Raw genomic sequence first — 24,373 nt, forward strand, 5'->3', positions numbered from 1 at the left:
CTATAAAATTAAATGTAAAAAACGAAACAGGGAAACTGAAAGCCGTAGTTTTAGGGCAACCAAACTCTAATGGTCCTACACCTACCCTCGAGGAAAGCTATGATGCAAAATCTTATCATTCCATAGAAAACAATATTTATCCTGTGGAAAAGGATATTATAGCCGAAATGGAAACATTTGATACGGTGCTAAAAAAATATGGTGTGGAAGTCTATCGCCCTGATGTGATACAAAATTACAACCAAGTCTTCGCAAGAGATGTGGCATTTGTGATAGAAGATAAAATGATTATCTCTAATCTGATTTCCGATAGAGCAGATGAACAGGAGGCTTATCAAAAAATATTTGAGAAAGTAGAGTGGAGAAAAATCATCAATCTTCCAGAATCTGCTCATATAGAAGGAGGCGATGTACTTGTCTATAACGACTTCTTATTCGTCGGAACTTGTTTTAGCGAGGATTATAGAAATTTCAAAACAGCAAGAACCAATGAATATGCGATAGAAATTCTGAAAGAATTTTTCCCTAAAAAACGAATTTTGGATTTTGACTTGAAAAAGAATGACCGCGTACCCTACAAAGGGATTTTACATTTAGACTGCACTTTCAATATCGTAGGAAAAGATAAGTGTATCCTTTATAAAAACGGTTTTGTTGATGAAAGCGATTACAAGCTTCTGTTAGATATATTCGGGGAAGAAAATTGTTTCTATGTCAATGATGAGGAAATGTTCGGTATGTTCCCTAATATCTTTTCCATTTCGCCAGAAGTGGTGGTTTCAGATAAGGCATTCATCCGTATGAACAACCATTTAAGAGATGAATGGGGATTCACCGTGGAGGAAATTCCGTATCGGGAAATATCAAAAATGGGCGGATTGCTCCGATGCTCTACAATGCCTTTGGTAAGAGAATAAAATACAACCTTTATGAAAACTTTGATAAGAAATGCTAAAATCATCAACGAAAACAAAATAATCGTAGGTGATGTGCTCATAGAAGAAGATAGCATTAAAACGATTGGGAAAAATCTACCCACGGCAGACATTGACAGAATCATCGAAGGAGAAGGGCAATACTTAATGCCCGGTGTGATAGACGACCAAGTGCATTTCCGAGAACCCGGACTTACCCACAAGGCAACAATAGAAACAGAGAGCAGAGCTGCTGTAGCAGGCGGTGTTACAAGCTATATAGACCAGCCGAATACCGTACCAAATGCCGTAACTCAGGAGCTTCTGGAGGTTAAATATAAATTGGCTGAAAATAATTCCTTTGCCAATTATTCTTTCTCTATGGGAGGGACTAATGATAATTTGGAAGAAGTATTGAAAACCAATCCAAAGAATGTAGCTGCCGTAAAATTATTTTTAGGCTCGTCCACGGGGAATATGCTGGTAGATGACCCCGAGACTCTCGAATATATATTCAGTAAAGTGAAAATGCCGATATGCGTACATTGTGAAGACGAGAGTACCATTATAAAAAATACACAATTATATAAAGACAAGTATGGTGATGATATTCCGGTAAAATACCATCACTTGATAAGGAGTGAAGAGGCGTGTTATACTTCTTCTTCCAAAGCCATTGCTTTAGCAAAAAAAACGGGGGCAAGACTACATCTGTACCACATATCTACGGCTAAAGAAACCGAACTTTTTAGGAATGATATTCCTTTGAAAGACAAAAAAATAACTGCGGAAGTCTGTGTGAATCATCTTTGGTTTACAGATGCCGATTACGAAACGAAAGGCGCTTTTATCAAATGGAATCCGGCGGTAAAAACGCAAAAGGATAAAGACGGGCTTTGGGAAGCTCTTTTAGACGACAGAATAGATGTAGTCGCTACAGACCACGCACCCCACACCATTGAAGAAAAGAAAAATCCATATACCCAATGTCCATCGGGGGCTCCATTGGTACAGCACTCGTTGCAAGTGATGCTGGAAGCTCACAGGCTTGGTAAAATATCTTTAGAAAAAATTGTAGAGAAAATGTGTCATAATCCGGCTATCCTTTTTCAGATTGAGAAAAGAGGCTTTATTCGAGAAGGATACAAAGCTGATTTGGTATTAGTGGATTTGGATCAATCACAATCCGTAACCAAAGGCACGCTATTCTACAAATGCGGCTGGAGTCCGCTGGAGGGAGAAGTGTTCCACTCTACGGTTACGCATACCTTTGTAAATGGACATCTCGCATACGAAAATGGGAAAATTTCTGAAGAAAGACACGGTAAGCGTCTTTCCTTTGAGAGATAATTTGTCTGCCAAAAATTCTGATTAAAAAATTAAATTCTGCCAATTTTTCTAATTTAGGAAATTGGCACTTTTTTCGTGGTGTTAAAAAGAGTAAATTAAAAATTAAATCAAAAATAATATGTCAGTAAATTTTAAACCATTAGCAGATAGAGTTCTTGTAGAACCTATGGCAGCAGAGACTAAAACCGCATCAGGAATCATTATCCCGGATACCGCTAAAGAGAAACCACAAGAAGGAACAGTGGTAGCAGTAGGTGCTGGTAAAAAAGATGAATCAATGACTGTAAAGGTAGGTGACAAAGTGCTCTACGGAAAATATTCAGGAACTGAATTAAAATTGGACGGTAAAGACTATCTTATCGTAAGAGAAAGTGATTTATTGGGGATATTAGAATAATCCTAAGGGTTTTAAATTAAGATAATTAATTAATAAAAACAAAGAATTAAAATGGCAAAAGAAATTAAATTTGATATAGAATCAAGAGATGCTCTAAAAAGAGGTGTAGATGCATTAGCAAATGCAGTAAAAGTAACCTTAGGACCTAAAGGTAGAAATGTGGTAATTGAAAAATCTTTCGGTGCACCGCATGTAACTAAGGACGGAGTTTCCGTAGCGAAAGAAATCGAGCTAGAGGACAAAGTAGAAAATATGGGTGCACAGATGGTGAAAGAAGTAGCTTCTAAAACCAACGATTTGGCTGGTGATGGGACTACTACAGCAACAGTTTTGGCACAAGCTATCGTGAGAGAAGGTCTTAAAAATGTAGCTGCAGGTGCCAACCCAATGGACTTGAAAAGAGGGATTGACAAAGCGGTTTCTTCCGTTGTGGAAAATCTTAAATCTCAATCTCAAGCCGTAGGGGATTCTACAGAAAAAATTAAGCAAGTAGCATCTGTTTCTGCAAATAATGATGAAAACATAGGTGCGCTTATAGCTGAGGCTTTCGGGAAAGTAGGAAAAGAAGGTGTAATCACCGTAGAAGAAGCAAAAGGTATAGATACCACAGTAGATGTAGTGGAAGGAATGCAGTTTGACAGAGGCTATCAGTCACCTTACTTCGTTACTAATCCTGAAAAAATGGTAACAGAATTAGATAATCCTTATATTCTTTTAGTGGAGAAAAAAATCTCTTCTATGAAAGAATTGTTACCTGTTTTGGAACCAGTAGCACAACAAGGAAAATCATTATTAATCATCTCTGAAGAGGTAGAAGGCGAAGCGCTTGCGACTTTGGTAGTAAATAAACTAAGAGGTTCTCTAAAAATTGCAGCAGTAAAAGCACCAGGTTTCGGAGACAGAAGAAAAGCAATGTTGGAGGATATTGCCATCCTTACAGGTGGACAAGTGATCTCTGAAGAGAGAGGTTTCACAATGGAAAATGCTACTGTGGAAATGCTTGGTAAAGCCGAAAAAGTAGTAATAGATAAAGATAATACAACTATCGTAAATGGTGCTGGAGATGAAGCTCAAATCAAAGGAAGAGTGAATCAAATCAAAGCCCAAATGGAAACCACTACTTCCGACTACGATAGAGAAAAACTTCAAGAAAGATTGGCTAAATTAGCCGGTGGAGTGGCTGTTCTCTATGTAGGAGCGGCTTCCGAGGTGGAAATGAAAGAGAAAAAAGACCGTGTAGATGATGCGCTTCACGCTACGAGAGCGGCAGTAGAAGAAGGAATTGTTGCAGGTGGTGGTGTGGCGTTAGTAAGAGCTATTGATTCGTTAGATAACCTTTCCGGAGTTAATCAAGATGAGAATACTGGTATTAAAATTGTAAAAAGAGCGATTGAAGAACCATTGAGACAAATCGTGGCAAATGCTGGAGGAGAAGGTTCCGTTATCGTAGCAAAAGTAGCCGAAGGTAAAGGAGACTATGGTTACAATGCAAAAACAGATGAGTTTGTAAATATGTTGGAAGCTGGAATCATCGACCCAACTAAAGTAACTCGTGTAGCCCTTGAAAACGCAGCATCTGTTGCAGGGATGCTTTTGACAACAGAGTGCGTAATTACAGAGCTACCAAAAGATGAACCTGCAATGCCGCCTATGGGAGGAGGTATGCCGGGAATGATGTAATTTTTTAGAGGTTAGATTTTAAACTTCTGAAAAACCGCTTTAACCTAAGTTAAGGCGGTTTTTGTATTTTAGTCTAAAATATTAGGTCTTATAAATAGTTTTTGTCTTGCATTTTAGTTTAACCTTTAGCACAAATAACCAAACAAAGGAGCTTGCAAAACACAAATCATCAATTGATGATAAGATAGATTCGTAACCGTAGCTTTGCTTTCGGATGGCGAGATTTATGTAGTTTGTAGATAAATAAACTTTCTCTCCTTATAGGAAGAACAAATGTCTTAAACACAGAAGGGTAAACCCTTTTAAAACAAAAATCCGAAACTTTGTTTAAATATTGACATAGTACACTTGTGAAAGTGGGCTGGTACTTGCTACATCTGTGTGTCCGGTACTTATGTTAAAGTTGAATTCTTCTCTTGCTCGAACATTTATTGTTTTTTTCATCTATCATGAAGGATTTTTTTCTGCTACAACGAGGTTTGGTAACCAATAAAATACCTAATAGATCAGTATTTTGATACTTTAAATTTTTATTCCAATAGCCGGCTATGATTTTCTATGTGCTGTTTTACCGTCTAGCTAAGGTTGTGCTATGGGATAAGCAGATAGTAGTTTAATACTGTCATAGGTAGGAGTGGTGAATAAGAACTGTTTCATTAGCATCTTTTTTTTTAACTTAAAAATATTATAGTCACTGATATAATCCTTTATGTATAGCACTTTTGAATAATCCCAACAGCCTTTTGTGTCTACTTGTATAGTAAGAAGGTATACTAATTTATTACTATCGCTTGATCTAGATATTTTTCCATCAGGCTCAATCATTAATATAAGCAAGTCTTTAGAAAATCTCGAAATATCTGTCAATATAGTATTTCCATTTCTATTTAAAGCTATTTGTGGATTTTTGTATTGATACTAATTTTCTTTTCTGCTGAGCGATGATGTTCTTTATGATGAAAAAATCCAAAAATATGTATTTAAATTTTATCATTATATTTTATTTATATAAAGCTTTCTAAAATATCAATAAACTGTATTGTAAAACAAGCTATTGAATAGACACTTTTGTCGAGCATCTACACTATCCTTGGCAGGTTATCCTCCAGCAGGATTTGCTTCTGTTCCGCATAGACCTGCAAGAGGTATAAAAAAATATTCACATTAAAGAATAGTATATCCGAAACTATTTTGTCCATTACATTCAAGATTACAAAATAATGTCTATCTTTACACCCTATTTTAATTGTCATAATATGAATATCAAAGAACAGATCTCATTTAATAATGAGAAGCCCACAATAGCAATAGTAAAAAAGAACGAACGCATCAAACAATTTGTAGTAGCTCTGGGTAAGGATGCTGTTCTAAAAAAACACACTACCCCCGTTCCGGCGACATTGGTAATGCTGAAAGGGGAAATAAATTTCTTTATCAATGGTGAAATTTTGAAATTCTCTGCTTACGATGTCTATGAAATTCCGGTGGATGTGGAACACGAAGTGGTAGGTGCATCCGAAGAAAATATGTTCCTAATTACCCAAGAACTTTAATTTGTACGATTATGTCCCAAAAATTTCAGGAACTGATTCTGTCTGAAAGACCTGTGTTAATAGATTTTTTTGCCTCTTGGTGCCAGCCTTGCAAGGTACAGTCTTCGGTACTAAACAGCGTAAAAGAAAATATAAAAGACCAAGCGAGAATCGTAAAAATAGATATTGACATCTATCCGCAGATTGCCGCCCAATACTCTGTAAGAAGCGTTCCTACACTTATGATATTTAAGAAAGGAGAGTTGCTCTGGAAAGGTAGCGGCGTACACGATGTGAAAACACTTACGGAACTTCTTGAAAATTATTCCTAAAAGTTTATATTTTTAAATAAATCTAAAGTATTTTTGTATCTGGTTCCTTTTTTTTGTATAAAAATGAAATTTGAGATTTTAGCTTTAATTTTAATTTCGACTTTGGCATCTGCCCAGAATACAGGAAGAGACAGTTTAACGACTAAACAAGTCATAAATATTCTCTCCCAGAAAAACTGGCAACAAAATGTTGAAGTAGATATTGATAGTATTTCGAAACTCAAAATACAACCTATAAGAGTGAAGCTTACCCCAAATTTAATACTAAAAAAAAATCTACTTTCAGAAATTGTTGTAGAAAAGGCTAAAGATGTTCCTATGACGCCGTATAACCTCACCAGAATGAATACCAATAAAAAGTTTTTCTTCTGGGGAAAGAATAATTTTCTTTTTAACCAGTCAAGTTTTTCGCACTGGAACGCCGGAGGAAATAACAATGTTGGTGCTATTGGAAGAATAAATTACAATCTTAGTTACAAAAATGTGAATTCTTATTTAGAAAACATTTTGCAATTGGGATACGGTATTGTAATTACAGAAGGAGAAGCGGTAAGAAAAACAGATGATTATATTAGTTTTACTATCAACTATGGCTATGGTGTAGAAAAAAACTTTTATCTTTCTGTAGGGGCTCAGGTTATTACCCAGTTTACACCGGGATTCAACTATAAAATAACGCCTAAGCCTCACTATAGTGATCGGATATCTAAGTTTATGGCCCCCGGATATATCAATGCCGGAATGGGTGTGGCATACAATCCAAATGAAAACTTCCAAGTTACTTTTCGCCCCATCAATGCCAGATTTACGCTTATTTTGGATCCTCATCTTCAAAAAGCAGGGCTTTATGGTTTGGAAAAAGATGGACAAATCCTAAGAAAAGAGCTCGGAGCAATGATGAATATTTCCTATAAATTGAATATCTATAAAAACATAAGCTATACGAATCAATTAGGCTTATTTTCAAATTATATTTCTCATCCGGAACGCGTGGATATAAACTATGAAGGAATGCTCAATCTTAAATTTAATAAATTTATCAATACTGTTGTCAATATCAATCTTCTCTACGATCACGACCAAGTAAAACGCCTCCAGCTAAAGCAGACACTTGGTGTTGGGATCTCCTATGATTTTGGAATTAACGATAAAAAATTAGCCCCCGAAACCAATGGGTTAAAGCCTTTCATCGCCAAATAAAATAAATTTCGTAACTTTGTAGCCTTATTTTTTAATTTGATAAAATGAAAAATTTACTATTAGCTGCAGGAATAGTTGTTGCAACAATGGCTTACGCTCAAGAAAAACCAGTTTCGGATAGTACTAAAAATTGGTCTATCGTAGGGCAAAACACTCTTATGCTGAACCAGACAGCCTTCTCAAACTGGGTAGGCGGCGGTGCTAACAATGTAGGTTGGCTTGCTGGTGCAAACTATCGCATCAATTATGAAAAAGGGGATAACCTTTGGGAAAATGTAGTAATATTAGGCTACGGACAAAACAATACCGAAAAAATAGGAACAAGAAAAACTCAGGATATCATCAACCTATCTACAAACTACGGTAGAAAAATATCAAACCATTGGTATGCATCCGGAGGTCTTGGTCTTCAGACTCAATTTGCTCCTGGATATGAAAACGGGAACGATCCTAAAGCTACTAAAATATCTAATTTTATGGCACCGGGATATCTTACTGCAGGTGTAGGTTTTACTTACAAGCCTAATGACAATTTTACTATGACTCTTCGCCCAGCTAATGCGAGATGGACTTTTGTCTTAGACAAAGACTTACAGCACGAAGGTTTCTTTGGACTGAAAAAAGAAGGAGATTCTTCTCTATTCCAATTCGGGTTCTTGGGGACAGCGGTGTATAATGTTAAACTTATGGATAACGTTACTCTTACTAACTCTGCCTCTGTTTTCTCCAACTACCTTTCTCACCCAGAAAGACTTGTGCTAAGCTACAACGGAGTGCTTAATATGAAAATCAATAAATACATTTCTTCTCTTATAACATTAGATTTGATGTATGATCACAATCAAATCAAGAGAACTCAGCTAAAACAAACTTTAGGTGTCGGTATTGCATATAATATCAACTCTAAAATGTAAAAACGCTCATAAGAGAATAATCTAAGAACCGCTCTAATATAAGGGCGGTTCTTTTTATTTCAAAATAATTTAAGAACACTTATAACCTTGTAAATCATTTTTAATCAAGGTATTTTTATTTAATAGTTTTTAAAGTAAACTATATTGACCGAGAATAAGCCCTTGTTCAAAAATTAAAATCTAAGAATTTGTATGGCATAATGTTTTGTTATGGAATTGATTTTTCTGCTTTTTATATATGGGTGTTTGTAACTTTATGCAAATCAATAAGTTGTCTGTTAAGTTATCCAATCAACATTACCGATGATCAGTAGTAATTTATAAAAAATACTTTGGCTTTCAGCAATAGAAAGTGAAAATATCATTTGAAAATCGTCTAAAATGCCATTGTGTACATAGTGAAAACGGGCTACTAATGACGGAAGCGTCCTAATGATTTTCCAAAGTGGGAACTGGTTAATTACTACTACAGCAAATGGGTAAAAACGGATTTCTGTCAGTAATAAAAAAAACAAATTCGACTATTTAATCAATGTAGCGATACAAAGTTCAGAAAAGAAAAACAGTTTTTCAGACTATTTTCAAAAGACTGATTATAGAACGCATCTTTTCATAGTTTGACAAAGACAGAAGGCTAAGACTATGCAGAAATTAAGAACTTCTGACAGAAAAACTCAGAAAATAGAGATTAATTATCCAACATAAAACTTCTACTCAATAAAATTTAAATAGGCTCTATAGAAATATTTAAATCCTTATTGTCAGTGTGTAGCCTTAATCCCTATCAATTTGAAATCTTTTCAAATCTGTTTATAGTTTGGAGAATAGGATAATTCATAAATTAAAATTAAAATGCTATCTTTGGCAGATATTTTTTTAAACTAAAAAACTTTCCTCGCTTAACGAAAAATCAGAGAGGGAGGCTTAAAACTAAAATACAAAGACATGAAAATCATTGTTCCAATGGCGGGTAGAGGCTCTAGGCTGAGACCGCATACACTTACAGTCCCTAAACCACTAATCCCTATTGCAGGAAAACCTATAGTCCAAAGGCTTGTAGAAGATATTGCTAAGGTGGCTGGGCAGCCCATCGAGGAAGTAGCTTTCATTATCGGAGATTTCGGAGATGAAGTAAAAGCTTCTCTAATAGATATTGCTGAAAAATTAAATGCTAAGGGTAGTGTCTATACACAAGATGAACCATTAGGAACAGCACATGCCATAAAATGTGCAGAGGCTTCTATGACGGGAGATGTCGTAGTGGCATTTGCAGATACTTTGTTTCGTGCGGATTTTGTTTTGGATACGAATTCCGACGGTGTTATTTGGGTAAAAAAAGTAGAAGATCCATCAGCGTTCGGAGTGGTAAAATTAGATGACTATGGCTTTATTGCAGACTTTGTAGAAAAGCCGCAAACTTTCGTTTCAGATTTGGCAATTATTGGAATTTATTATTTCAAATCTGCTGAAAAATTGATGGAAGAAATTAACCACATTATGGATAATAATATCATCCAAGGAGGCGAATATCAGCTGACGACCGCTTTGGAATCTTTAAGAAAAAAAGGAGCAAAGTTCTCTCTTGGAAAGGTAGACGACTGGATGGACTGTGGAAATAAAAATGCTACTGTGGAAACAAATAGTAAGATATTGGAATACGAGAAAGAAGCGATGTCTCTCTATCCGGCTTCCGCAAAAATTGAAAATAGTTTGATCATTCCACCTTGCTTTATCGGTGAGAATGTGGTGGTTAAAAATTCCAAAATAGGACCTCATGTATCTTTGGGGAACGGTACAGAAGTAGTAAATTCTAATATACACAACTCTCTAATACAAGAAAATACTCTTATCAACCATGGAAACCTCAGCAACTCTATGATTGGTAATTCCGCAAAATATTATGGCGTTTCCAGAGAAATTTCTTTAGGAGATTACTCTGTTTTAGATTTTTTATCCAAATAATTTGGTAAGGTATTTGAATTATCCTTTAGAAAACAGCAACGAATGAAAAAAGCAGTATTACTCGGTTTAGCTTTATTGGTTACGGCTTGCTCTACACAGCAGAACGCAACGAAAAGCGTAGAATCTACGAGTATAAACAAGTCTGTATCTGGTGAGAAACTCTTTTTTGAGAAGGTTTCGGAGCCGGTCTCTTTTGATGCTCTAAAGATAAACAGCAAACTCGAGATAAAGGGAAATAAATTATCTATCAATAATGTAGATGCCGTATTTTATATTGAGAATCAACAGAAGATTTGGGCAAATTTTTCGGTAATGTTTTTTTCTGTAGCCCGAGGATTGGCGACGCCATCCAAAGTACAAGGGTACGAAAAAATTGGGAAAAACTATATTGATACAGATTATTCGTATCTTAATCAGTTACTTAATGTAAATTTCATTGATTATAAATCTTTCCAAAATTTACTTTTAGGGAGAACTTTCGTAGATGTGAAAAACGACAGAAACTATGAACTTATAAAAAAAGATACGGAAGGATATACACTGAAATCTAAAGATGGAATAAAAATGATGGTTAATGGGATAGAAAAAACATATCAAATAAATTTTGTTTATAATACTCATTTTCAGCTGGAAAACTCACATATTGTAGAGGAAGGAACTAAAAATTCTTTAGATATAGATTATAGCGGTTGGATAATGGTAAATAATATATTTTTACCGAAAAATGTTAAAATAATTATAAAAGGGCAAAAAAACATGGACATTCTGATAGAAAACACGAAATTTGATTTTTCTAAAATGAATGCCTCATACAGCGTTCCGGGTAACTATAAAAAGATTACAATTAAATGACCATAAAAAAGTTTTTTTCAGCGTTTGCCATACTGTTTTTTGGACTTTTGTTCTCGCAGCAGAAAGAAAAATTACAGAAACAAAATGCCGAATTAAAAAAACAAATCAAAGAAATTAGTAAAAACTTAGCCAAAACAAAAAAAGAGGCTAGGCTTTCTGTAGCGTATTTAACTTCTTTGAATAAAAAAATAAGTCTGGGGGAGAGTGTCTATCAAAATACACAGAAAGAGAAACGCTTTATAGAAGATGATATTTATCTAAAACAGTTAGAAATAAATAAACTAAAACGAGAGCTTTCTGTACTGAGACAAAACTATGAGCGTATTTTGGTAAATGCTTACAAAAACAAAGGCATTCAGAATAAAGTTACTTTCATTCTCTCTGCCAAAAATTTGGGACAAGCTCTTCGCCGGATACAATACCTTAAACAATATTCTGATTATCAGGACAAAAAAGCATCCGAAATCAATGATAAGACGAAACAGATATCACAAGTTATCAACCTTAAGAAAAAAAGTGTTCAAGAAAAAGAACAACTACTCGCTCAGCAACAGAAAAATTTAGCCGATATTCAGACCGATAGAGATGACAAAGCCGCTCTTTTGGAAGAATTTAAGAAAAATGAAACCCAGCTGACCGCAGAGCTTAAACAAAAACAAGCTCAGTCTACGGCGTTAGAATCTCAAATCCGAAAAATCATTAGAGAAGAGATAGCTGCCGCAAAAGCAAAAGCCGAAGCTGAGAAAAAGGCAAGGTTAGAGAGGGAACGATTGGCAAGAGAAGCCGCAGCTCGAGAAAAAGCAAGAATAGATGCTGAAAATAAAGCCAAAGCCGAAGCCCTAAGAAAGCAAAGAGAAGCTGCAGAAGCCGAAGCTGCAAGATTAGCTAAACTTGAAAGGGAAAAAGCCGCCGCCGCTGAAAAAGCAAAAATAGATGCTCAGAATGAAGCCAATAGACAAGCTGCAGAAAAAGCCGCTAATGATGCCGCGAACGAAGCGAAAGCCGCAGCACAGAAATTGGCCACAGCAAAAGCTGCAGAAAACGATTTGGAAAAGAAGAAAGCCGCAGAGAAAAAAGAAGTGGATTTGCAAGCTCGAAAAAGCTTTAATTTAGATACAAATTCATCTGCAGATTTTGCCGCCAATAGAGGCAAATTGCTATTCCCTGCAGCAGGAGGGCAGATTGTTAGCTATTTTGGGAGACACCCCCACCCTGTATACAAACACATAATGGAGGAAAACAACGGTATAAAAATTGCCGTCCCTGCAGGAGGGAAAGCTCGTTGCGTATTTTCAGGAATAGTTTCAAAAGTTGTATTGGCAGGAGGAGCAAAAACCGTCATCATAAAACACGGGGCCTATTTTTCCATTTATGGGAATCTTGCAAATACTTCGGTTTCTGAAAATCAATCTGTATCTGCCGGAATGACTGTCGGTACTGTGGCACAAGACTATGACGGAGCCTATATTTTGGACTTTCAGATTTGGAACGGTACTACGCCGATAGATCCGCAAGGCTGGATTTCCAGATAATAAAAATTGATTAACTTTGTAAAAAATTATATATATGTTAGCAATTGTTTTAGGCGAGTTTGGTATTTATCAAGTACTTGCCATTGTTGTTGTTCTACTTTTACTATTCGGAGGAAGAAAAATCCCTGAACTAATGAAAGGATTAGGCTCCGGTATCAAAGAATTCAAAGGAGCAATGAAAGATGATGACGACAAAAAGCAAGATAATAGAGATCAGCAGCAGAACTAATCTTTTTCTTAACCTAAATTATTTTGGATATGTCTTTTACTGAAGATGCATGGATAGTTTTCAATGAAGCGATAACGGACTATCACAAGACGGATGATGTGGATACACCAGAGTCCAATCCTTATGAAAAGGATAGTTTGGAACATATTTTGTATTCCAAAAATTGGATTGATACCGTTCAGTGGCATTTGGAGGACATTATCCGAGATGAAAACATATCTCCTGAAGAAGCTCTTAAGATTAAGAGAAGAATAGATTCTTCTAATCAAAAAAGAACCGATTTGGTAGAGTTTTTAGATGATTTTTTCCTTGAAAAATACAAGGACATTGTCCCTAAGAAAGAAGCCATTATCAACACCGAAAGTCCGGCTTGGGCTATTGATAGACTGTCTATTCTGGCACTTAAGATATACCATATGCAGATAGAAACCGAAAGAATTTCTGCAGATGAAAACCATAAAACTAAGTGTGCACAAAAGTTATTTGTACTGAAAGAACAGAAGAAGGACCTTTTCCAAGCCATAGACCGCTTGTTGTTGGATATAGAAAACGGTAACAATAAGTTAAAAACTTATAAGCAAATGAAAATGTATAATGATGAGAGCCTGAACCCTGTTCTGTACCAAAACAAAAAAGATGTATAAAATATTTTATTTATTTTTTTTATGCTTTTTGATTTGTTTCTCGTGTTCTGTAGAGAAAGTTAATTTATCACCATTGTCTAAAGAGTTGTCTAAAGAAAAAATAGAGGAAAATACTAAAGAACTTATAAATACAGATAGTATAGATAAAATAAGATATACTTCTGATATTACGAATACAATGGCTGAAATACCAGAGTTTCAATATATAAAAATAAACAGTGCCATAGCCCAGATGAAACAATCATTATCGGACTATATTTATGCACGGAAGGCTAATGATCAAAAAGCAAAATATGCAGCTCTCAATGAGATAAAAGAGGGCTATAGGCTTATACAAAAACTGAGAAAAATGCTTTCTCGCGATGATGACGCCAAACTAAATGTCTATTTGGTGAAAATAAAGACAGACATTTCTATGCTGGAATCTCGAGCTTTTTTTGAAAATATAAATATTCAATAAAATTTTACTTATTATACTATGTCGTTAAAAATACAAGCTGAGGCTAATGTGCCTACAGATTTCGGAGTTTTTAAAATTATTGCTTTTTCTGAAGAAGAAAGTAACTGGATGCCTCATATTGCTTTAGTCGCTGAAAACACAGATTTTTCAGCTCCTGTTAATGTACGCTTTCACTCGGAATGTATTACGGGCGAGGTGTTTCATTCCAGAAAATGTGAATGCGGTCCGCAATTAGAAGCAGCAATGGAATATATGGAAAAACACGGAGGCATCATTATCTATTTAAGGCAGGAGGGAAGAAATATTGGTATTATCAATAAACTAAAAGCCTATGCATTGCAAGAACAAGGTCTTGATACGGTAGAAGCCAACCTAAAGCTGGGGCTGCCTGCAGATGGCAGGAATTTCCAAGTGGGCATAGATATTCTAAAACAATTGGAAATAAATACCATAAACTTGCTTACAAATAATCCAGAAAAGTTGAGATATGTAGAAAACAGTGATATAAAGCTCAATAAAAGAATTCCTTTGCAGATAAAATCTAATGAAACGAATGCAGACTATCTGCAAGTAAAGAAAAATTATTTTGGGCATCTTTTGGAGGAAGATGAAAGTAGATGATTCCCTATGGTTTTCAAACTCTAAATCTCATACGAATTAGTGGTAGCTTTATTTTCTTGATGAGATGAAAAGATGATGGTAGAAGACGCTTTTTATTGGAAAACAAATAGTCTAATGTATCGCAAGAAAGCTTGTCCGAGTAAGCGTATGGCTCGTCGAATATCATTAAATCACTTTCCAAGACTAATATTGAAATTATTCCAGCTTTTTTTATTCATATTAATTTTTAATAAATACAAGGGTGATTTACAAAGAAATAAATCTTCTTAAATCATTTTGAATCTTATTTTTCAATGAGCTATATTATTTTGAATGATTACTAAAATATTGTAAACCATTGTTTATCTACTATCTCAATTAAGAAAGTTTAAAAAACATGTGATAATCATATATATACAATAAAATATTTTCTAACAAGAATTTTGTACACGAATTTACAAAAATTGACTATATTAGTATCCTAAAAATTAGAATGATATGCTTGTAAAAGTTTACGGAAGTGCAATACACGGTGTCTCTGCACAAACCATTACCATAGAAGTAAATTCTGATCAAGGGGTAGGGTATTATTTGGTAGGACTGCCGGATAGCGCCATCAAAGAAAGCAGCCATAGAATTTCTGCGGCATTAAAAAATGTAGGATACAAAATGCCTGGCAAAAAAATCACCATAAATATGGCACCCGCAGACCTTAGAAAAGAAGGCTCTGCATACGACCTAAGCATTGCTATAGGAATATTGGCTGCTTCGGAGCAAATAAAAGCCCCAAATTTATCCGAGTATGTCATCATGGGAGAACTATCCTTAGATGGCAGCCTACAGCCTATAAAAGGCGTACTGCCGATTGCCATAAAAGCCAGAGAAGAAGGATACAAAGGATTCATACTCCCTAAACAAAATGCCAAAGAGGCAGCCATAGTAAATGATTTGGAGGTCTATGGCGTAGAAAACATAAAGGAGGTAATAGAGTTTTTTGACAAAGCCAAGCCTTTGCAAAAAGTAGAAATCGATACCCGCAAAGAATTCCAAGAGAAAATCAACTATTTTCCTTTTGATTTCTCAGAAGTAAAAGGACAGGAAACCGCCAAAAGAGCTATGGAAGTAGCCGCAGCAGGCGGGCATAACATTATCCTTATCGGTCCACCGGGAAGTGGTAAAACAATGCTTGCCAAAAGAATACCGAGCATTCTGCCTCCTCTTACGCTGAAAGAAGCCTTAGAGACCACAAAGATTCATTCCGTTGTCGGAAAAATAGGTGCGGAAACTTCCCTGATGACTGTAAGGCCATTCCGTGCACCGCATCATACCATTTCGGATGTGGCTCTGGTGGGAGGTGGTTCTTATCCACAGCCCGGAGAAATTTCTCTGGCTCATAACGGTGTATTATTCTTAGATGAAATGCCTGAGTTTAAAAGAACGGTATTAGAAGTGATGAGACAGCCTTTGGAGAACAGAGAGGTAACTATATCCCGCTCTAAGTTTTCTGTAAACTATCCGGCAAGCTTTATGCTAGTGGCTTCAATGAACCCAAGTCCGAGCGGATATTTCCCAGACGATCCCAATAATACCTCTTCGCCCTACGAGATGCAGCGGTATATGAATAAACTATCAGGGCCTCTTTTGGACAGAATAGACATTCATATAGAGGTACAAAAAGTAGAGTTTCAGCAATTGGCAGATAAGCGGAAAGGGGAAAATAGCCAAACAATAAGAGCTCGCGTGATGAATGCTCGAAAAATACAGGAAGAACGCTACAAAAACCACAGCATAAACTACAATGCTCAAATGGGACCTAAAGAAATAGAGCAGTTTTGCTGTTTAAACGACACTTCCTTAGCCCTTATCAAAAACGCTATGGAAAAACTAAATCTTTCGGCGAGAGCCTACGATAGGATTTTGAAAGTCGCAAGAACCATAGCAGATCTTTCCCAAGAGAAGCAGATAACCTCTGTCCATATCGCCGAAGCAATACAATACCGTAGCTTAGACAGGGATTTTTGGAATGTGTAGAGGAGGTTTTATAGTCCATATTCAAACGAAAGTATGTAATTGCATACTTTTGTTTGAATTATAGCTTCTTGTTTTTCTTTAATTTTTCTATGGATTTTGCTATTTTTGAGGAAATTATTTTATTATCTTCTTTATTTAGAATGTCAAGAGCTATATTAATTAGATTGCTTTTTTGGATTGATATGAGTAAATTGTTTGAATTGTATGTTTACAGTCTATTAAAAGACGCTCACGGTTCAACGATTCAATATCAGCCATCCAAAGATGTCAAAAGACAGAATCATGGATGTTATGGTGATATTGATTTTCTGAAGTTGGATGAGAAAATATTGAATGATACTAAGTATAAAGAGGTTTACAAAGACGAATATAAAATTGAAGATATTCGGCAGTTGAGTGGCTATGCAAGAGATTACTGCATTGGGAAAAATCGAAGTATTGAAAGTGATAAGATTATGGATTGCATAATTATATGTCCGGATAAAAATGCTAATGAGCATTTCAAAAACAAGGAATTAAAAGAAACAGCCATAAAACAGTTTACAAAGTTTTATAAATGTAGGATTAAGTTGCCTAGTAGATGATAAGGTAATGAATATAAATATTGTTATTTAAATTTTTGTTCTCATCTAAGTTTTATTAGGTACAGTTTGCCTCAACGGATGTTACTCTGCTTTATTTTATGTTATCTCTATATTTCCCATATCAGAAATATCCATTGGAGAGTATTTGCTAAGTCTATTTTCACGATATACATTAGGTTCTTAAATTATATTTTCTATAATTTAAAGGATTTTTATAAACTGTTGTTGATTGCCAGTAATGTTCATTAGATAATTTTTTTATCGTGACTTAATTTATTGATTATTAATTATTTACAAAAATAGGTTTACATAAATAACTAACGATCAATTTTATAATAATATTTTTAAAATAAACAAAAAAATAGGACAAATATAATAATCTGACCTATTTCTTATTTTTTTATTGAGATTGTTTTACCTTGTAAATAATAGTTCTCGGTATTTTGTAAGTGGCCAAAGCTCATCGTCCACCATCATCTCTAGAGTATCAGAAACTTCTCGTATTTTATCAAAGATAGGTTTTACGTTATTGCAATAAGCTTCTGCCTGTTTTTGGGAATTTTTAATATTTCTTGCTTTTTCTTTGGCTTCTAGAAGTTCATCTACGCCTATTTTGATATTAGAAATGTTTTCAGATATCCTTTGTATGAGATTAATTTGTTCTTTAGCGAGCTCTTTGTACTCTTTATCCCCAAATATCTCTTTCAATCCTTTTACATTCTCTATAAGTCTATTTTGGTAATTCAGTGCTGATGGTACAATGTGATTTCTTGCAATATCTGCCAAAACTCTTGCTTCTATATCGATAACGGTAGAGTATTTTTCCAGTTTTATTTCATTTCGTGCTTCTATTTCTATTGGGCTAAACACACCTACTTCTGTATAAAGTGTGATGAATTTTTCGTCTTTCTCTCTCTTTAATGCTTCTGGAGTTGTTTTTAGATTACTTAATCCTCTTTTTTTAGCTTCTTTTGCCCAGTCATCGGAATAGCCATCTCCTTCAAACATTATAGACTTGCATTGTTTTATATATTCTCTGAGAATATTGAAAATGGCTTCGTCTTTTTTGAGCTTTTTAGCCTCAATTAAATTATCCACATCTTTTTTGAAATCCCTTAATTGCTTAGCCGCAATAGCATTCATTATCGTCATCGTTTCAGCACAGTTTGCGGAAGAGCCTACGGCCCGAATTTCAAATTTATTCCCTGTAAAGGCGAATGGCGAAGTACGGTTTCTATCGGTGTTATCCAAAAGAATTTCAGGGATTTTACCTACTACATTTAGTTTGAGTTCTGTTTTTTCGTCAGGAGAAAGTTTTCCCTCGGTCACTTTTTCTAATTCTTCCAAAACACTGAACAGCTGGCTTCCTATAAACACAGAGATAATAGCGGGTGGAGCCTCATTAGCCCCCAGACGGTGATCATTACTTGCAGATGCAATACCAGCTCTTAGAAGGTCTGCGTATTCATATACCGCTTTGATGGTATTGACAAAAAATGTCAAGAACTGAAGGTTTTTCTTAGGGTTTTTACCCGGGCTTAAAAGGTTTTCTCCAGTGTCTGTAGAAAGCGACCAATTGTTGTGTTTTCCACTACCATTGACCCCTGCAAAGGGTTTCTCGTGGAGAAGGATATGGAAGTGATGCTTGTGTGCTACTCTTGCCATCAAATCCATTAGCAGAGAGTTATGGTCCACAGCCACATTGGCTTCTTCAAACATTGGTGCAAGCTCAAACTGGTTAGGAGCTACCTCATTATGCCTAGTCGTTACAGGAATACCGAGTTTCATACATTCTACTTCTAGTTCTTTCATAAAGTTCATAACCCTTGTTGGGATAGAGCCGAAGTAGTGGTCGTCCAGCTGCTGTCCTTTCGCTGGAGCATGCCCCAATAGAGTTTTTCCAGTTAAAACCAAATCTGGACGAGACTGATAAAGCGCGGAGTCTATCAAAAAATATTCTTGCTCCCAGCCTAAGGTTGGAACTACTTTACTGACATTTTTATCAAAATAAGCTCTGCAAACATCCGTTGCAGCATTATCAACTGCTTGTAATGCCCTTAGTAAAGGTGTTTTGTAGTCTAAAGTTTCTCCGGTATAAGAAATGAAAATAGAAGGGATACAAAGTGTGGTACCCATAATAAAGGCAGGTGAAGTAGGGTCCCACGCTGTATAGCCTCTTGCCTCAAAAGTATTACGGATGCCTCCGTTTGGAAATGAGGAGGCATCTGGCTCCTGCTGAATAAGCATACTTCCATTAAATCTTTCGATAGCCCTTCCACCATCGATAGGGGTAAAAAACGAATCGTGCTTCTCTGCAGTAGAACCTGTAAGCGGCTGAAACCAGTGCGTGTAGTGTGTTACGCCCTTGGACATAGCCCAGTCTTTCATTGCCACAGCTACCTGGTCTGCAATGTGTCTTTGGATTTTAGTTCCTTTTTTTATGGCGTCCATAATGGAATTAAACGCCTCTTTCGTAAGGTACTCTCTCATAGTTTCTTCTGAAAAAACATTTTGACAGAAGATTTCGGATAATTTTGTCGGAATTTGCACTGCGTTGTCTTTTCTATAATCTCTAAAAGGCAACTCTGAAAGTGCTTTGAATCTAAGTGTAGACATTTTTACTTTGTTTTTATGGGGCTAAATTATAAAAAAAATACGATAAAAACCAAATGACCCCTATTTGGATTAAGGGGTGGTTTATTTTTTTTATAAAAAAAATATATGTAGCCCTATTGTAAAAGGATGTAGCCTATATGGGACTAATAGAATTTTTTTAAAATTTGAGTTAAGTATTTTCTTTTATTGATGCTCCCTTTCGCATTAAAAAAATCTTCTAAGAATTCTGTGTCTATAGAATATCCGGAGCCTTTTCTCAAAAGGTCGAGAGAAACCTTGGTGTTGTAATAAGATTCTAAAATTTCCAGTATCTCTATAATGGTGTAATTCTCAGGATAAGCTATATTTACGACGATATTATTAAGTTTTTTATCCAATAGAAAAAGTGTGGCATCTCGTACATCATCGGCATCTATTAAATTTCGAGTGGCTTTTGTGTGTACATTGATTACCCTTTGGCTTTTAACTTCCCGTACAAGGTAATTCATAAGCAAGTTTGGGTTTCCTCCTTTACCTACGACATTGCTTATTCTCAAAATAAGATAACTTTGGCACGAGTCTTTTACAATCTGCTCTATTTTAAGCTTATGCAAGACATACGGGCTATCTACCTTAGAAGAGTCATAAATACTGCAAGTAGAAAAATAAATAAATGTTTTATTAAGATTTTTGGCAATAGTTTTCCGCAGAAGATTTTCTTCTCTGATGAATTGGTGGATATCCGTTTCCAAGGAATTAGACACCCCTGATGCGAAAAAAACCACCTCTTCTCTATCGTAGTCCTTAAACAACGAAGCTACAAGACCATTACCTATAATCATTATTAACCCTTTTATTAGGAATACTAAACTTCCTGAAGCTCTACCATTTTTTTGAACTTATCGGATTTTTCATATAGTTCACCAAAGTTTCCGCTTGCTATTATCTTACCTTTATCCATCAAATAGATAATATCTACATCTTTAATTGTTGATAGGCGGTGTGCAATAATAAGAAGCGTGGACTGCCCGTGAATCATATCTATACTGTTTTTAATACGTCGTTCTGTTTCCGAGTCCAAAGCGGAAGTCGCTTCATCCATTACTAATAATCCGACATCTTTGTATAATTCTCGAGCGATGGAGACTCTCTGTTTTTGTCCTCCGGAAATTAGTATTCCATTATTACCCAATGGGGAGTCTTCTTTCTTAGGAAGGTTCTCAAGAAAGGGCTTGAGAGCTACTTTGTTCATTATGTCTCTAAATCGGTTTAGATTAGTCTCGTTTTTTGTACTCCAAAAAGTAACATTATTAAAAACAGTGTCATCAAAAATAACGGGTTCTTGAGTGATATATCCAATATGACTTCTATAAGCTCCTAATCTTGTTTTGTATAAAGATTTTCCGTCTACCAAAACTTCTCCGCTATCCGGATGTTGAAGCCCCGAAATAATATTGGCAAGAGTCGTTTTGCCTGCTCCGCTTTCTCCTACAAAAGCTACCGAAGTATTTTTCTTAATAGTAAAATTGATATTATCTAAAACTTTTTTATCTCCATCAAAAGACAAGTTGATATTTTTAATCTCAATGTCTCCTATATTATCTATAGTTTCGCTGTAGGTTTGGTTTTCTTGATAATCTTTAAATTCATCCATAAGAGTATTGAACGATTCTACCCCCGAAGTACTTACTAAAAATCCATTCCATGTATTCTGAAGGGTTACGAGATGAGCCAGAGCTCTATAAAACAATAATAAACTAACAATGATAGATGAAAATGAGTTATTGAAGAATGCTAACTGAATCATAATCACAACAGCTATAATTGTTATAATCATGGGCTCCCTAAGGCTTTCTGCAATACCTCCTACTTTAGATATTTTAAAGTTTAGATCTTTTTGTTCATAGATATTTGTTTCTAATTTTTTAGAGAAAGAGGGTAAATAATTTGTGGCTTTAAGGTATTTGAAATTATGAAGAGCTTGGATAAGTAAACCATTGAAATCATGTCCTTTTTTAGAAATTTCACGAGCTTTCTGCTTCGTATATTTATTTACAAATTTATACAATATGTTAGAGAGAGCTCCTCCTATCGCTACTAAAATAGCAAATCTCCAATTAGAAAAAAATGCTAAACCGATATAGGTGAGTAACATAATAAGGTGTTGCAATGCACCAAAGTAAGAATTAAAAGCTCCCATTAATTTACCCAATTCACCTATCATTGTATTTTGAATTCTTCCTAAATCCAATTTTGTAAATCCGGAATAAGATAAGGATTCAAGTCCTGTAACTAATTTCATTCTCAATTTACTAATTGCATTCAATTGTAGTTTAGAAAAATAGATGATTCTAAAATAATAGATAATTCCTTTAAAACCAAATAAAAAAGTTAAGAACAACAAAGCATTTGTTAAATTAAGTTCTATCCCTAGTTTATCAAATCCCTCTATGATAAATTCTAATTTGCCCAAACTATCTCCGGATTTATTCACATCTCCGGATGCAATACTTAAGAGAGGAACAAAAAATGCCAATCCTATACCATCTAAAAAACCAAGTAAAATATTCAGAAAAATATACGAATAAACATGCCAGCCAATAATCCCCTTAAAATAACTAAAGTATCCTATTTTAGACTCTTTTTTCTTTTTCATTTAGATTTCTTTAAAATTTTTTACTGTATTTCTTCCTATACTTTTATAATAGAAACCAGTATTTTTTATTTGGTCCAATGAAAGCACATTCCTACCATCAAAAATAGCTCTGCCTTTCATTTTTTCAGCTAATAAATCGAGGTTTGGATTTTTGAATTCCGGCCATTCTGTTGCGATAAAAAGCGCATCTGCTCCTTCTAATGCAGAGTACATATCTTTGGCATAATCTATTTTATTTCCCAATATTTTACGAACATTAGCCTCCGCTACGCTATCATAAGCTACTACAGAGGCTCCTTTCTCTAGTAATAACTTAATATTGTCAAGAGAAGAGGCTTCTCTAATGTCATCCGTATTAGCCTTAAATGCCAATCCCCAAAGTGCAATGCGTTTACCTTTTAAGTCGCCTCCGAAGTAATCTTCAATAGCCGAAACTAAAATTATTTTTTGAGATTTGTTAACTTTCTCTGTGGCTTCAAGTATTTCAAAGTTGTAACCGTTTTGTTTTCCTGATTTTGCAAGCGCTTTTACATCTTTAGGGAAACAGCTACCGCCATACCCTATACCGGGAAATAAAAATCTATTCCCTATCCTGTCGTCACTTCCCATTCCTAATCTTACTTTGTCAACATCTGCCCCGACTTTTTCACAAAAGTTTGCAATCTCGTTCATAAATGTAATTTTTACTGCCAAGAAAGAGTTTGACGCATATTTTGTAAGCTCCGAAGACTTTTCATCCATAAAGATAATAGGAACTCCCGTGTTGGTAAAAGGTTGATAAATTTTAGCCATAATGTTTTTAGCCTTTTCGGAGGTACTTCCTACAATCACACGAGCTGGATTCATAGAGTCTTTTACTGCAAAGCCTTCACGAAGAAATTCAGGGTTTGAAACAACATCAAATGGGATATCGGTTTTAGCAGAAATCACTTCTCTTACCTTGTCTGCTGTTCCTACCGGAACGGTAGATTTATTAACTATCACTTTATAATCGGTGATAATCTCTCCTATTTGCTCTGCAACGGCAAGTACATACGATAAGTCTGCCGAGCCATCCTCTCCGGGCGGGGTAGGCAGAGCTAAAAATATAACTTCAGATTGGCTTACGGCTTCCTTCAATTCGGTAGTAAAAAATAAACGACCAGCCTGAATGTTCCTTAAAAACATTTCTTCCAAATTAGGCTCATAGATAGGGACTTTTCCATTTTTCATTCCTTCTACTTTTTCAGCATCTATATCTACACAATAAACCGTATTTCCAAGCTCTGCAAGGGTGGTTCCTGTTACCAAGCCCACATAGCCTGTTCCGACAATTGTTATTTTCATACTTATTAAGAATTATATTGCAAAGATAGCAATTAAATATTAATCTTTTTTTCAAAAATAAGAACCCGCTTAGAGATGAATCTCCTAAGCGGGGGCAGATGGAAGTTTTTGCTTTACTAAAAATTAAAGACCGCTCCTATTCCTCCATTATTACCTATTTCGGCAAAAGCACCTATTTTATCTGTGAAGAAATATCTTGCTCCGATGTGGGCTGCGAGTCCCAGTCCTGAGTTGTACACCCCTAAATCTATACCCGGATAGATATCCCACTCTGAAGGTAAGTTGAGAGTGTCTTGTAAATGGAAGTTTGCTCTACCAAAAATAAAGAAGTTGCTTTTGTTGTTGTCGCTGAAATAGAAATTCCCTCCGGCTCCTAAGGATACCATTGAGCTTATTCCATAGTCGTATGAACCTGTAAGGCCTACGCCGTATCCCCACGCGGAGAGTCCTACTTGTGCTTTTTGGTCGCCGGTGCCTTTCCATGCTTGGGAAAATGTCAATTGGCTTAAAAATAACATTCCTAATACCAATAAATTGTTTCTTAAAGATTTCATATTTTTGCTTTTAATTTTTTTTCAAAGAT

General features: G+C 35.4%; 23 protein-coding genes. 17 read left to right on the forward strand and 6 right to left on the reverse strand.

All coding sequences use genetic code 11. The annotated features are described in order from the left end of the window. Positions 1-2 precede the first annotated feature (2 nt). The 4 genes from BLS89_RS06025 to groL all read left to right on the forward strand — a co-directional run bounded on the left by BLS89_RS06025 (position 3) and on the right by groL (position 4,341). Entirely contained in the window at positions 3-917 is a 915-nt protein-coding gene (locus tag BLS89_RS06025; RefSeq protein WP_092736698.1) for a dimethylarginine dimethylaminohydrolase family protein, read from the forward strand. Between the two features lie 12 nt (positions 918-929). Continuing rightward, on the forward strand, positions 930-2,264 hold the full coding sequence (locus tag BLS89_RS06030) for a dihydroorotase (protein ID WP_092736592.1): 1,335 nt from the start codon (positions 930-932) through the stop codon (positions 2,262-2,264). A gap of 118 nt (positions 2,265-2,382) precedes the next feature. Then, positions 2,383-2,661: a co-chaperone GroES gene (groES, locus tag BLS89_RS06035; protein ID WP_092736593.1), complete on the forward strand. Its 279-nt coding sequence runs from the start codon at positions 2,383-2,385 to the stop codon at positions 2,659-2,661. Between the two features lie 51 nt (positions 2,662-2,712). Continuing rightward, positions 2,713-4,341 carry a chaperonin GroEL gene (gene groL, locus BLS89_RS06040; protein ID WP_092736594.1) on the forward strand — a complete coding sequence of 543 codons (1,629 nt, stop codon included), beginning with the start codon at positions 2,713-2,715 and terminating at the stop codon, positions 4,339-4,341. Positions 4,342-5,420: 1,079 nt separating this feature from the next. Here groL and BLS89_RS10640 read toward each other — a convergent pair. After that, on the reverse strand, positions 5,421-5,594 hold the full coding sequence (locus BLS89_RS10640; protein ID WP_176763261.1) for a hypothetical protein: 174 nt from the start codon (positions 5,592-5,594) through the stop codon (positions 5,421-5,423). A 3-nt stretch (positions 5,595-5,597) separates the two neighbouring features. Here BLS89_RS10640 and BLS89_RS06050 point away from each other — a divergent pair, with 3 nt between their 5' ends. From BLS89_RS06050 to BLS89_RS06110, 13 genes are all read left to right on the forward strand, one after another. Next, positions 5,598-5,894, forward strand: coding sequence for a cupin domain-containing protein (locus tag BLS89_RS06050; RefSeq protein WP_092736596.1), 297 nt, complete (start codon positions 5,598-5,600; stop codon positions 5,892-5,894). An 11-nt stretch (positions 5,895-5,905) separates the two neighbouring features. Beyond that, positions 5,906-6,205 (forward strand): thioredoxin, encoded by a 300-nt coding sequence (trxA, locus tag BLS89_RS06055; protein ID WP_092736597.1) that lies wholly within the window; start codon positions 5,906-5,908, stop codon positions 6,203-6,205. A 63-nt stretch (positions 6,206-6,268) separates the two neighbouring features. After that, positions 6,269-7,405 (forward strand): DUF3078 domain-containing protein, encoded by a 1,137-nt coding sequence (locus tag BLS89_RS06060; protein WP_092736598.1) that lies wholly within the window; start codon positions 6,269-6,271, stop codon positions 7,403-7,405. Positions 7,406-7,449: 44 nt separating this feature from the next. After that, the gene (locus BLS89_RS06065; RefSeq protein ID WP_092736600.1) at positions 7,450-8,319 is read left to right on the forward strand and encodes a DUF3078 domain-containing protein; all 870 of its coding nucleotides are present in this window, start codon (positions 7,450-7,452) and stop codon (positions 8,317-8,319) included. A 945-nt stretch (positions 8,320-9,264) separates the two neighbouring features. Beyond that, the gene (locus BLS89_RS06070) at positions 9,265-10,281 is read left to right on the forward strand and encodes a sugar phosphate nucleotidyltransferase (RefSeq protein ID WP_092736602.1); all 1,017 of its coding nucleotides are present in this window, start codon (positions 9,265-9,267) and stop codon (positions 10,279-10,281) included. 42 nt (positions 10,282-10,323) lie between these two features. Continuing rightward, complete coding sequence (locus tag BLS89_RS06075) at positions 10,324-11,133, forward strand: lipoprotein insertase outer membrane protein LolB1 (protein ID WP_092736604.1); 810 nt, start codon at positions 10,324-10,326, stop codon at positions 11,131-11,133. Next, positions 11,130-12,665, forward strand: coding sequence for a murein hydrolase activator EnvC family protein (locus BLS89_RS06080; RefSeq protein ID WP_092736606.1), 1,536 nt, complete (start codon positions 11,130-11,132; stop codon positions 12,663-12,665). The genes BLS89_RS06075 and BLS89_RS06080 overlap by 4 nt, the downstream gene beginning before the upstream one ends. Before the next feature lie 34 nt (positions 12,666-12,699). After that, positions 12,700-12,894: a twin-arginine translocase TatA/TatE family subunit gene (gene tatA, locus BLS89_RS06085; RefSeq protein WP_092736608.1), complete on the forward strand. Its 195-nt coding sequence runs from the start codon at positions 12,700-12,702 to the stop codon at positions 12,892-12,894. 29 nt (positions 12,895-12,923) lie between these two features. Then, positions 12,924-13,538, forward strand: coding sequence for a DUF4254 domain-containing protein (locus BLS89_RS06090; protein ID WP_092736610.1), 615 nt, complete (start codon positions 12,924-12,926; stop codon positions 13,536-13,538). A gap of 73 nt (positions 13,539-13,611) precedes the next feature. Beyond that, the gene (locus BLS89_RS06095) at positions 13,612-13,998 is read left to right on the forward strand and encodes a hypothetical protein (protein WP_143017737.1); all 387 of its coding nucleotides are present in this window, start codon (positions 13,612-13,614) and stop codon (positions 13,996-13,998) included. 18 nt (positions 13,999-14,016) lie between these two features. After that, entirely contained in the window at positions 14,017-14,619 is a 603-nt protein-coding gene (gene ribA / locus BLS89_RS06100; RefSeq protein ID WP_092736614.1) for a GTP cyclohydrolase II, read from the forward strand. A 477-nt stretch (positions 14,620-15,096) separates the two neighbouring features. Beyond that, positions 15,097-16,629: a YifB family Mg chelatase-like AAA ATPase gene (locus BLS89_RS06105; RefSeq protein ID WP_092736616.1), complete on the forward strand. Its 1,533-nt coding sequence runs from the start codon at positions 15,097-15,099 to the stop codon at positions 16,627-16,629. Positions 16,630-16,718: 89 nt separating this feature from the next. Next, positions 16,719-17,213, forward strand: coding sequence for a 5-methylcytosine restriction system specificity protein McrC (locus BLS89_RS06110; protein ID WP_092736618.1), 495 nt, complete (start codon positions 16,719-16,721; stop codon positions 17,211-17,213). Between the two features lie 414 nt (positions 17,214-17,627). On the opposite strand, the gene BLS89_RS06115 is transcribed toward BLS89_RS06110, so the two are convergent. From BLS89_RS06115 to BLS89_RS06135, 5 genes are all read right to left on the reverse strand, one after another. Beyond that, entirely contained in the window at positions 17,628-19,829 is a 2,202-nt protein-coding gene (locus BLS89_RS06115; RefSeq protein ID WP_092736620.1) for a glutamine synthetase III family protein, read from the reverse strand. 143 nt (positions 19,830-19,972) lie between these two features. After that, complete coding sequence (locus BLS89_RS06120) at positions 19,973-20,650, reverse strand: NAD-dependent epimerase/dehydratase family protein (RefSeq protein WP_092736622.1); 678 nt, start codon at positions 20,648-20,650, stop codon at positions 19,973-19,975. Positions 20,651-20,673: 23 nt separating this feature from the next. After that, positions 20,674-22,464, reverse strand: a complete 1,791-nt coding sequence (locus tag BLS89_RS06125; RefSeq protein WP_092736624.1) for an ABC transporter ATP-binding protein — start codon at positions 22,462-22,464, stop codon at positions 20,674-20,676. After that, on the reverse strand, positions 22,465-23,790 hold the full coding sequence (locus tag BLS89_RS06130) for a UDP-glucose dehydrogenase family protein (protein WP_092736626.1): 1,326 nt from the start codon (positions 23,788-23,790) through the stop codon (positions 22,465-22,467). Positions 23,791-23,906: 116 nt separating this feature from the next. Further along, positions 23,907-24,344 (reverse strand): DUF6646 family protein, encoded by a 438-nt coding sequence (locus BLS89_RS06135; protein ID WP_245688900.1) that lies wholly within the window; start codon positions 24,342-24,344, stop codon positions 23,907-23,909. Between the last annotated feature and the right edge of the window lie 29 nt (positions 24,345-24,373).

Origin of the sequence: Riemerella columbipharyngis, assembly GCF_900101995.1 — a bacterium.
Lineage (GTDB): Bacteria > Bacteroidota > Bacteroidia > Flavobacteriales > Weeksellaceae > Riemerella > Riemerella columbipharyngis.

Coding starts and splice junctions, on each gene's coding strand:
- BLS89_RS06030 (WP_092736592.1), top strand. CDS start 930: ATGAAAACTTTGATAAGAAATGCTAAAATCATCAACGAAAACAAAATA.
- groES (WP_092736593.1), top strand. CDS start 2,383: ATGTCAGTAAATTTTAAACCATTAGCAGATAGAGTTCTTGTAGAACCT.
- groL (WP_092736594.1), top strand. CDS start 2,713: ATGGCAAAAGAAATTAAATTTGATATAGAATCAAGAGATGCTCTAAAA.
- BLS89_RS10640 (WP_176763261.1), bottom strand. CDS start 5,594: ATGACAATTAAAATAGGGTGTAAAGATAGACATTATTTTGTAATCTTG.
- BLS89_RS06050 (WP_092736596.1), top strand. CDS start 5,598: ATGAATATCAAAGAACAGATCTCATTTAATAATGAGAAGCCCACAATA.
- trxA (WP_092736597.1), top strand. CDS start 5,906: ATGTCCCAAAAATTTCAGGAACTGATTCTGTCTGAAAGACCTGTGTTA.
- BLS89_RS06060 (WP_092736598.1), top strand. CDS start 6,269: ATGAAATTTGAGATTTTAGCTTTAATTTTAATTTCGACTTTGGCATCT.
- BLS89_RS06065 (WP_092736600.1), top strand. CDS start 7,450: ATGAAAAATTTACTATTAGCTGCAGGAATAGTTGTTGCAACAATGGCT.
- BLS89_RS06070 (WP_092736602.1), top strand. CDS start 9,265: ATGAAAATCATTGTTCCAATGGCGGGTAGAGGCTCTAGGCTGAGACCG.
- BLS89_RS06075 (WP_092736604.1), top strand. CDS start 10,324: ATGAAAAAAGCAGTATTACTCGGTTTAGCTTTATTGGTTACGGCTTGC.
- BLS89_RS06080 (WP_092736606.1), top strand. CDS start 11,130: ATGACCATAAAAAAGTTTTTTTCAGCGTTTGCCATACTGTTTTTTGGA.
- tatA (WP_092736608.1), top strand. CDS start 12,700: ATGTTAGCAATTGTTTTAGGCGAGTTTGGTATTTATCAAGTACTTGCC.
- BLS89_RS06090 (WP_092736610.1), top strand. CDS start 12,924: ATGTCTTTTACTGAAGATGCATGGATAGTTTTCAATGAAGCGATAACG.
- ribA (WP_092736614.1), top strand. CDS start 14,017: ATGTCGTTAAAAATACAAGCTGAGGCTAATGTGCCTACAGATTTCGGA.
- BLS89_RS06105 (WP_092736616.1), top strand. CDS start 15,097: ATGCTTGTAAAAGTTTACGGAAGTGCAATACACGGTGTCTCTGCACAA.
- BLS89_RS06110 (WP_092736618.1), top strand. CDS start 16,719: ATGGATTTTGCTATTTTTGAGGAAATTATTTTATTATCTTCTTTATTT.
- BLS89_RS06115 (WP_092736620.1), bottom strand. CDS start 19,829: ATGTCTACACTTAGATTCAAAGCACTTTCAGAGTTGCCTTTTAGAGAT.
- BLS89_RS06120 (WP_092736622.1), bottom strand. CDS start 20,650: ATGATTATAGGTAATGGTCTTGTAGCTTCGTTGTTTAAGGACTACGAT.
- BLS89_RS06125 (WP_092736624.1), bottom strand. CDS start 22,464: ATGAAAAAGAAAAAAGAGTCTAAAATAGGATACTTTAGTTATTTTAAG.
- BLS89_RS06130 (WP_092736626.1), bottom strand. CDS start 23,790: ATGAAAATAACAATTGTCGGAACAGGCTATGTGGGCTTGGTAACAGGA.
- BLS89_RS06135 (WP_245688900.1), bottom strand. CDS start 24,344: ATGAAATCTTTAAGAAACAATTTATTGGTATTAGGAATGTTATTTTTA.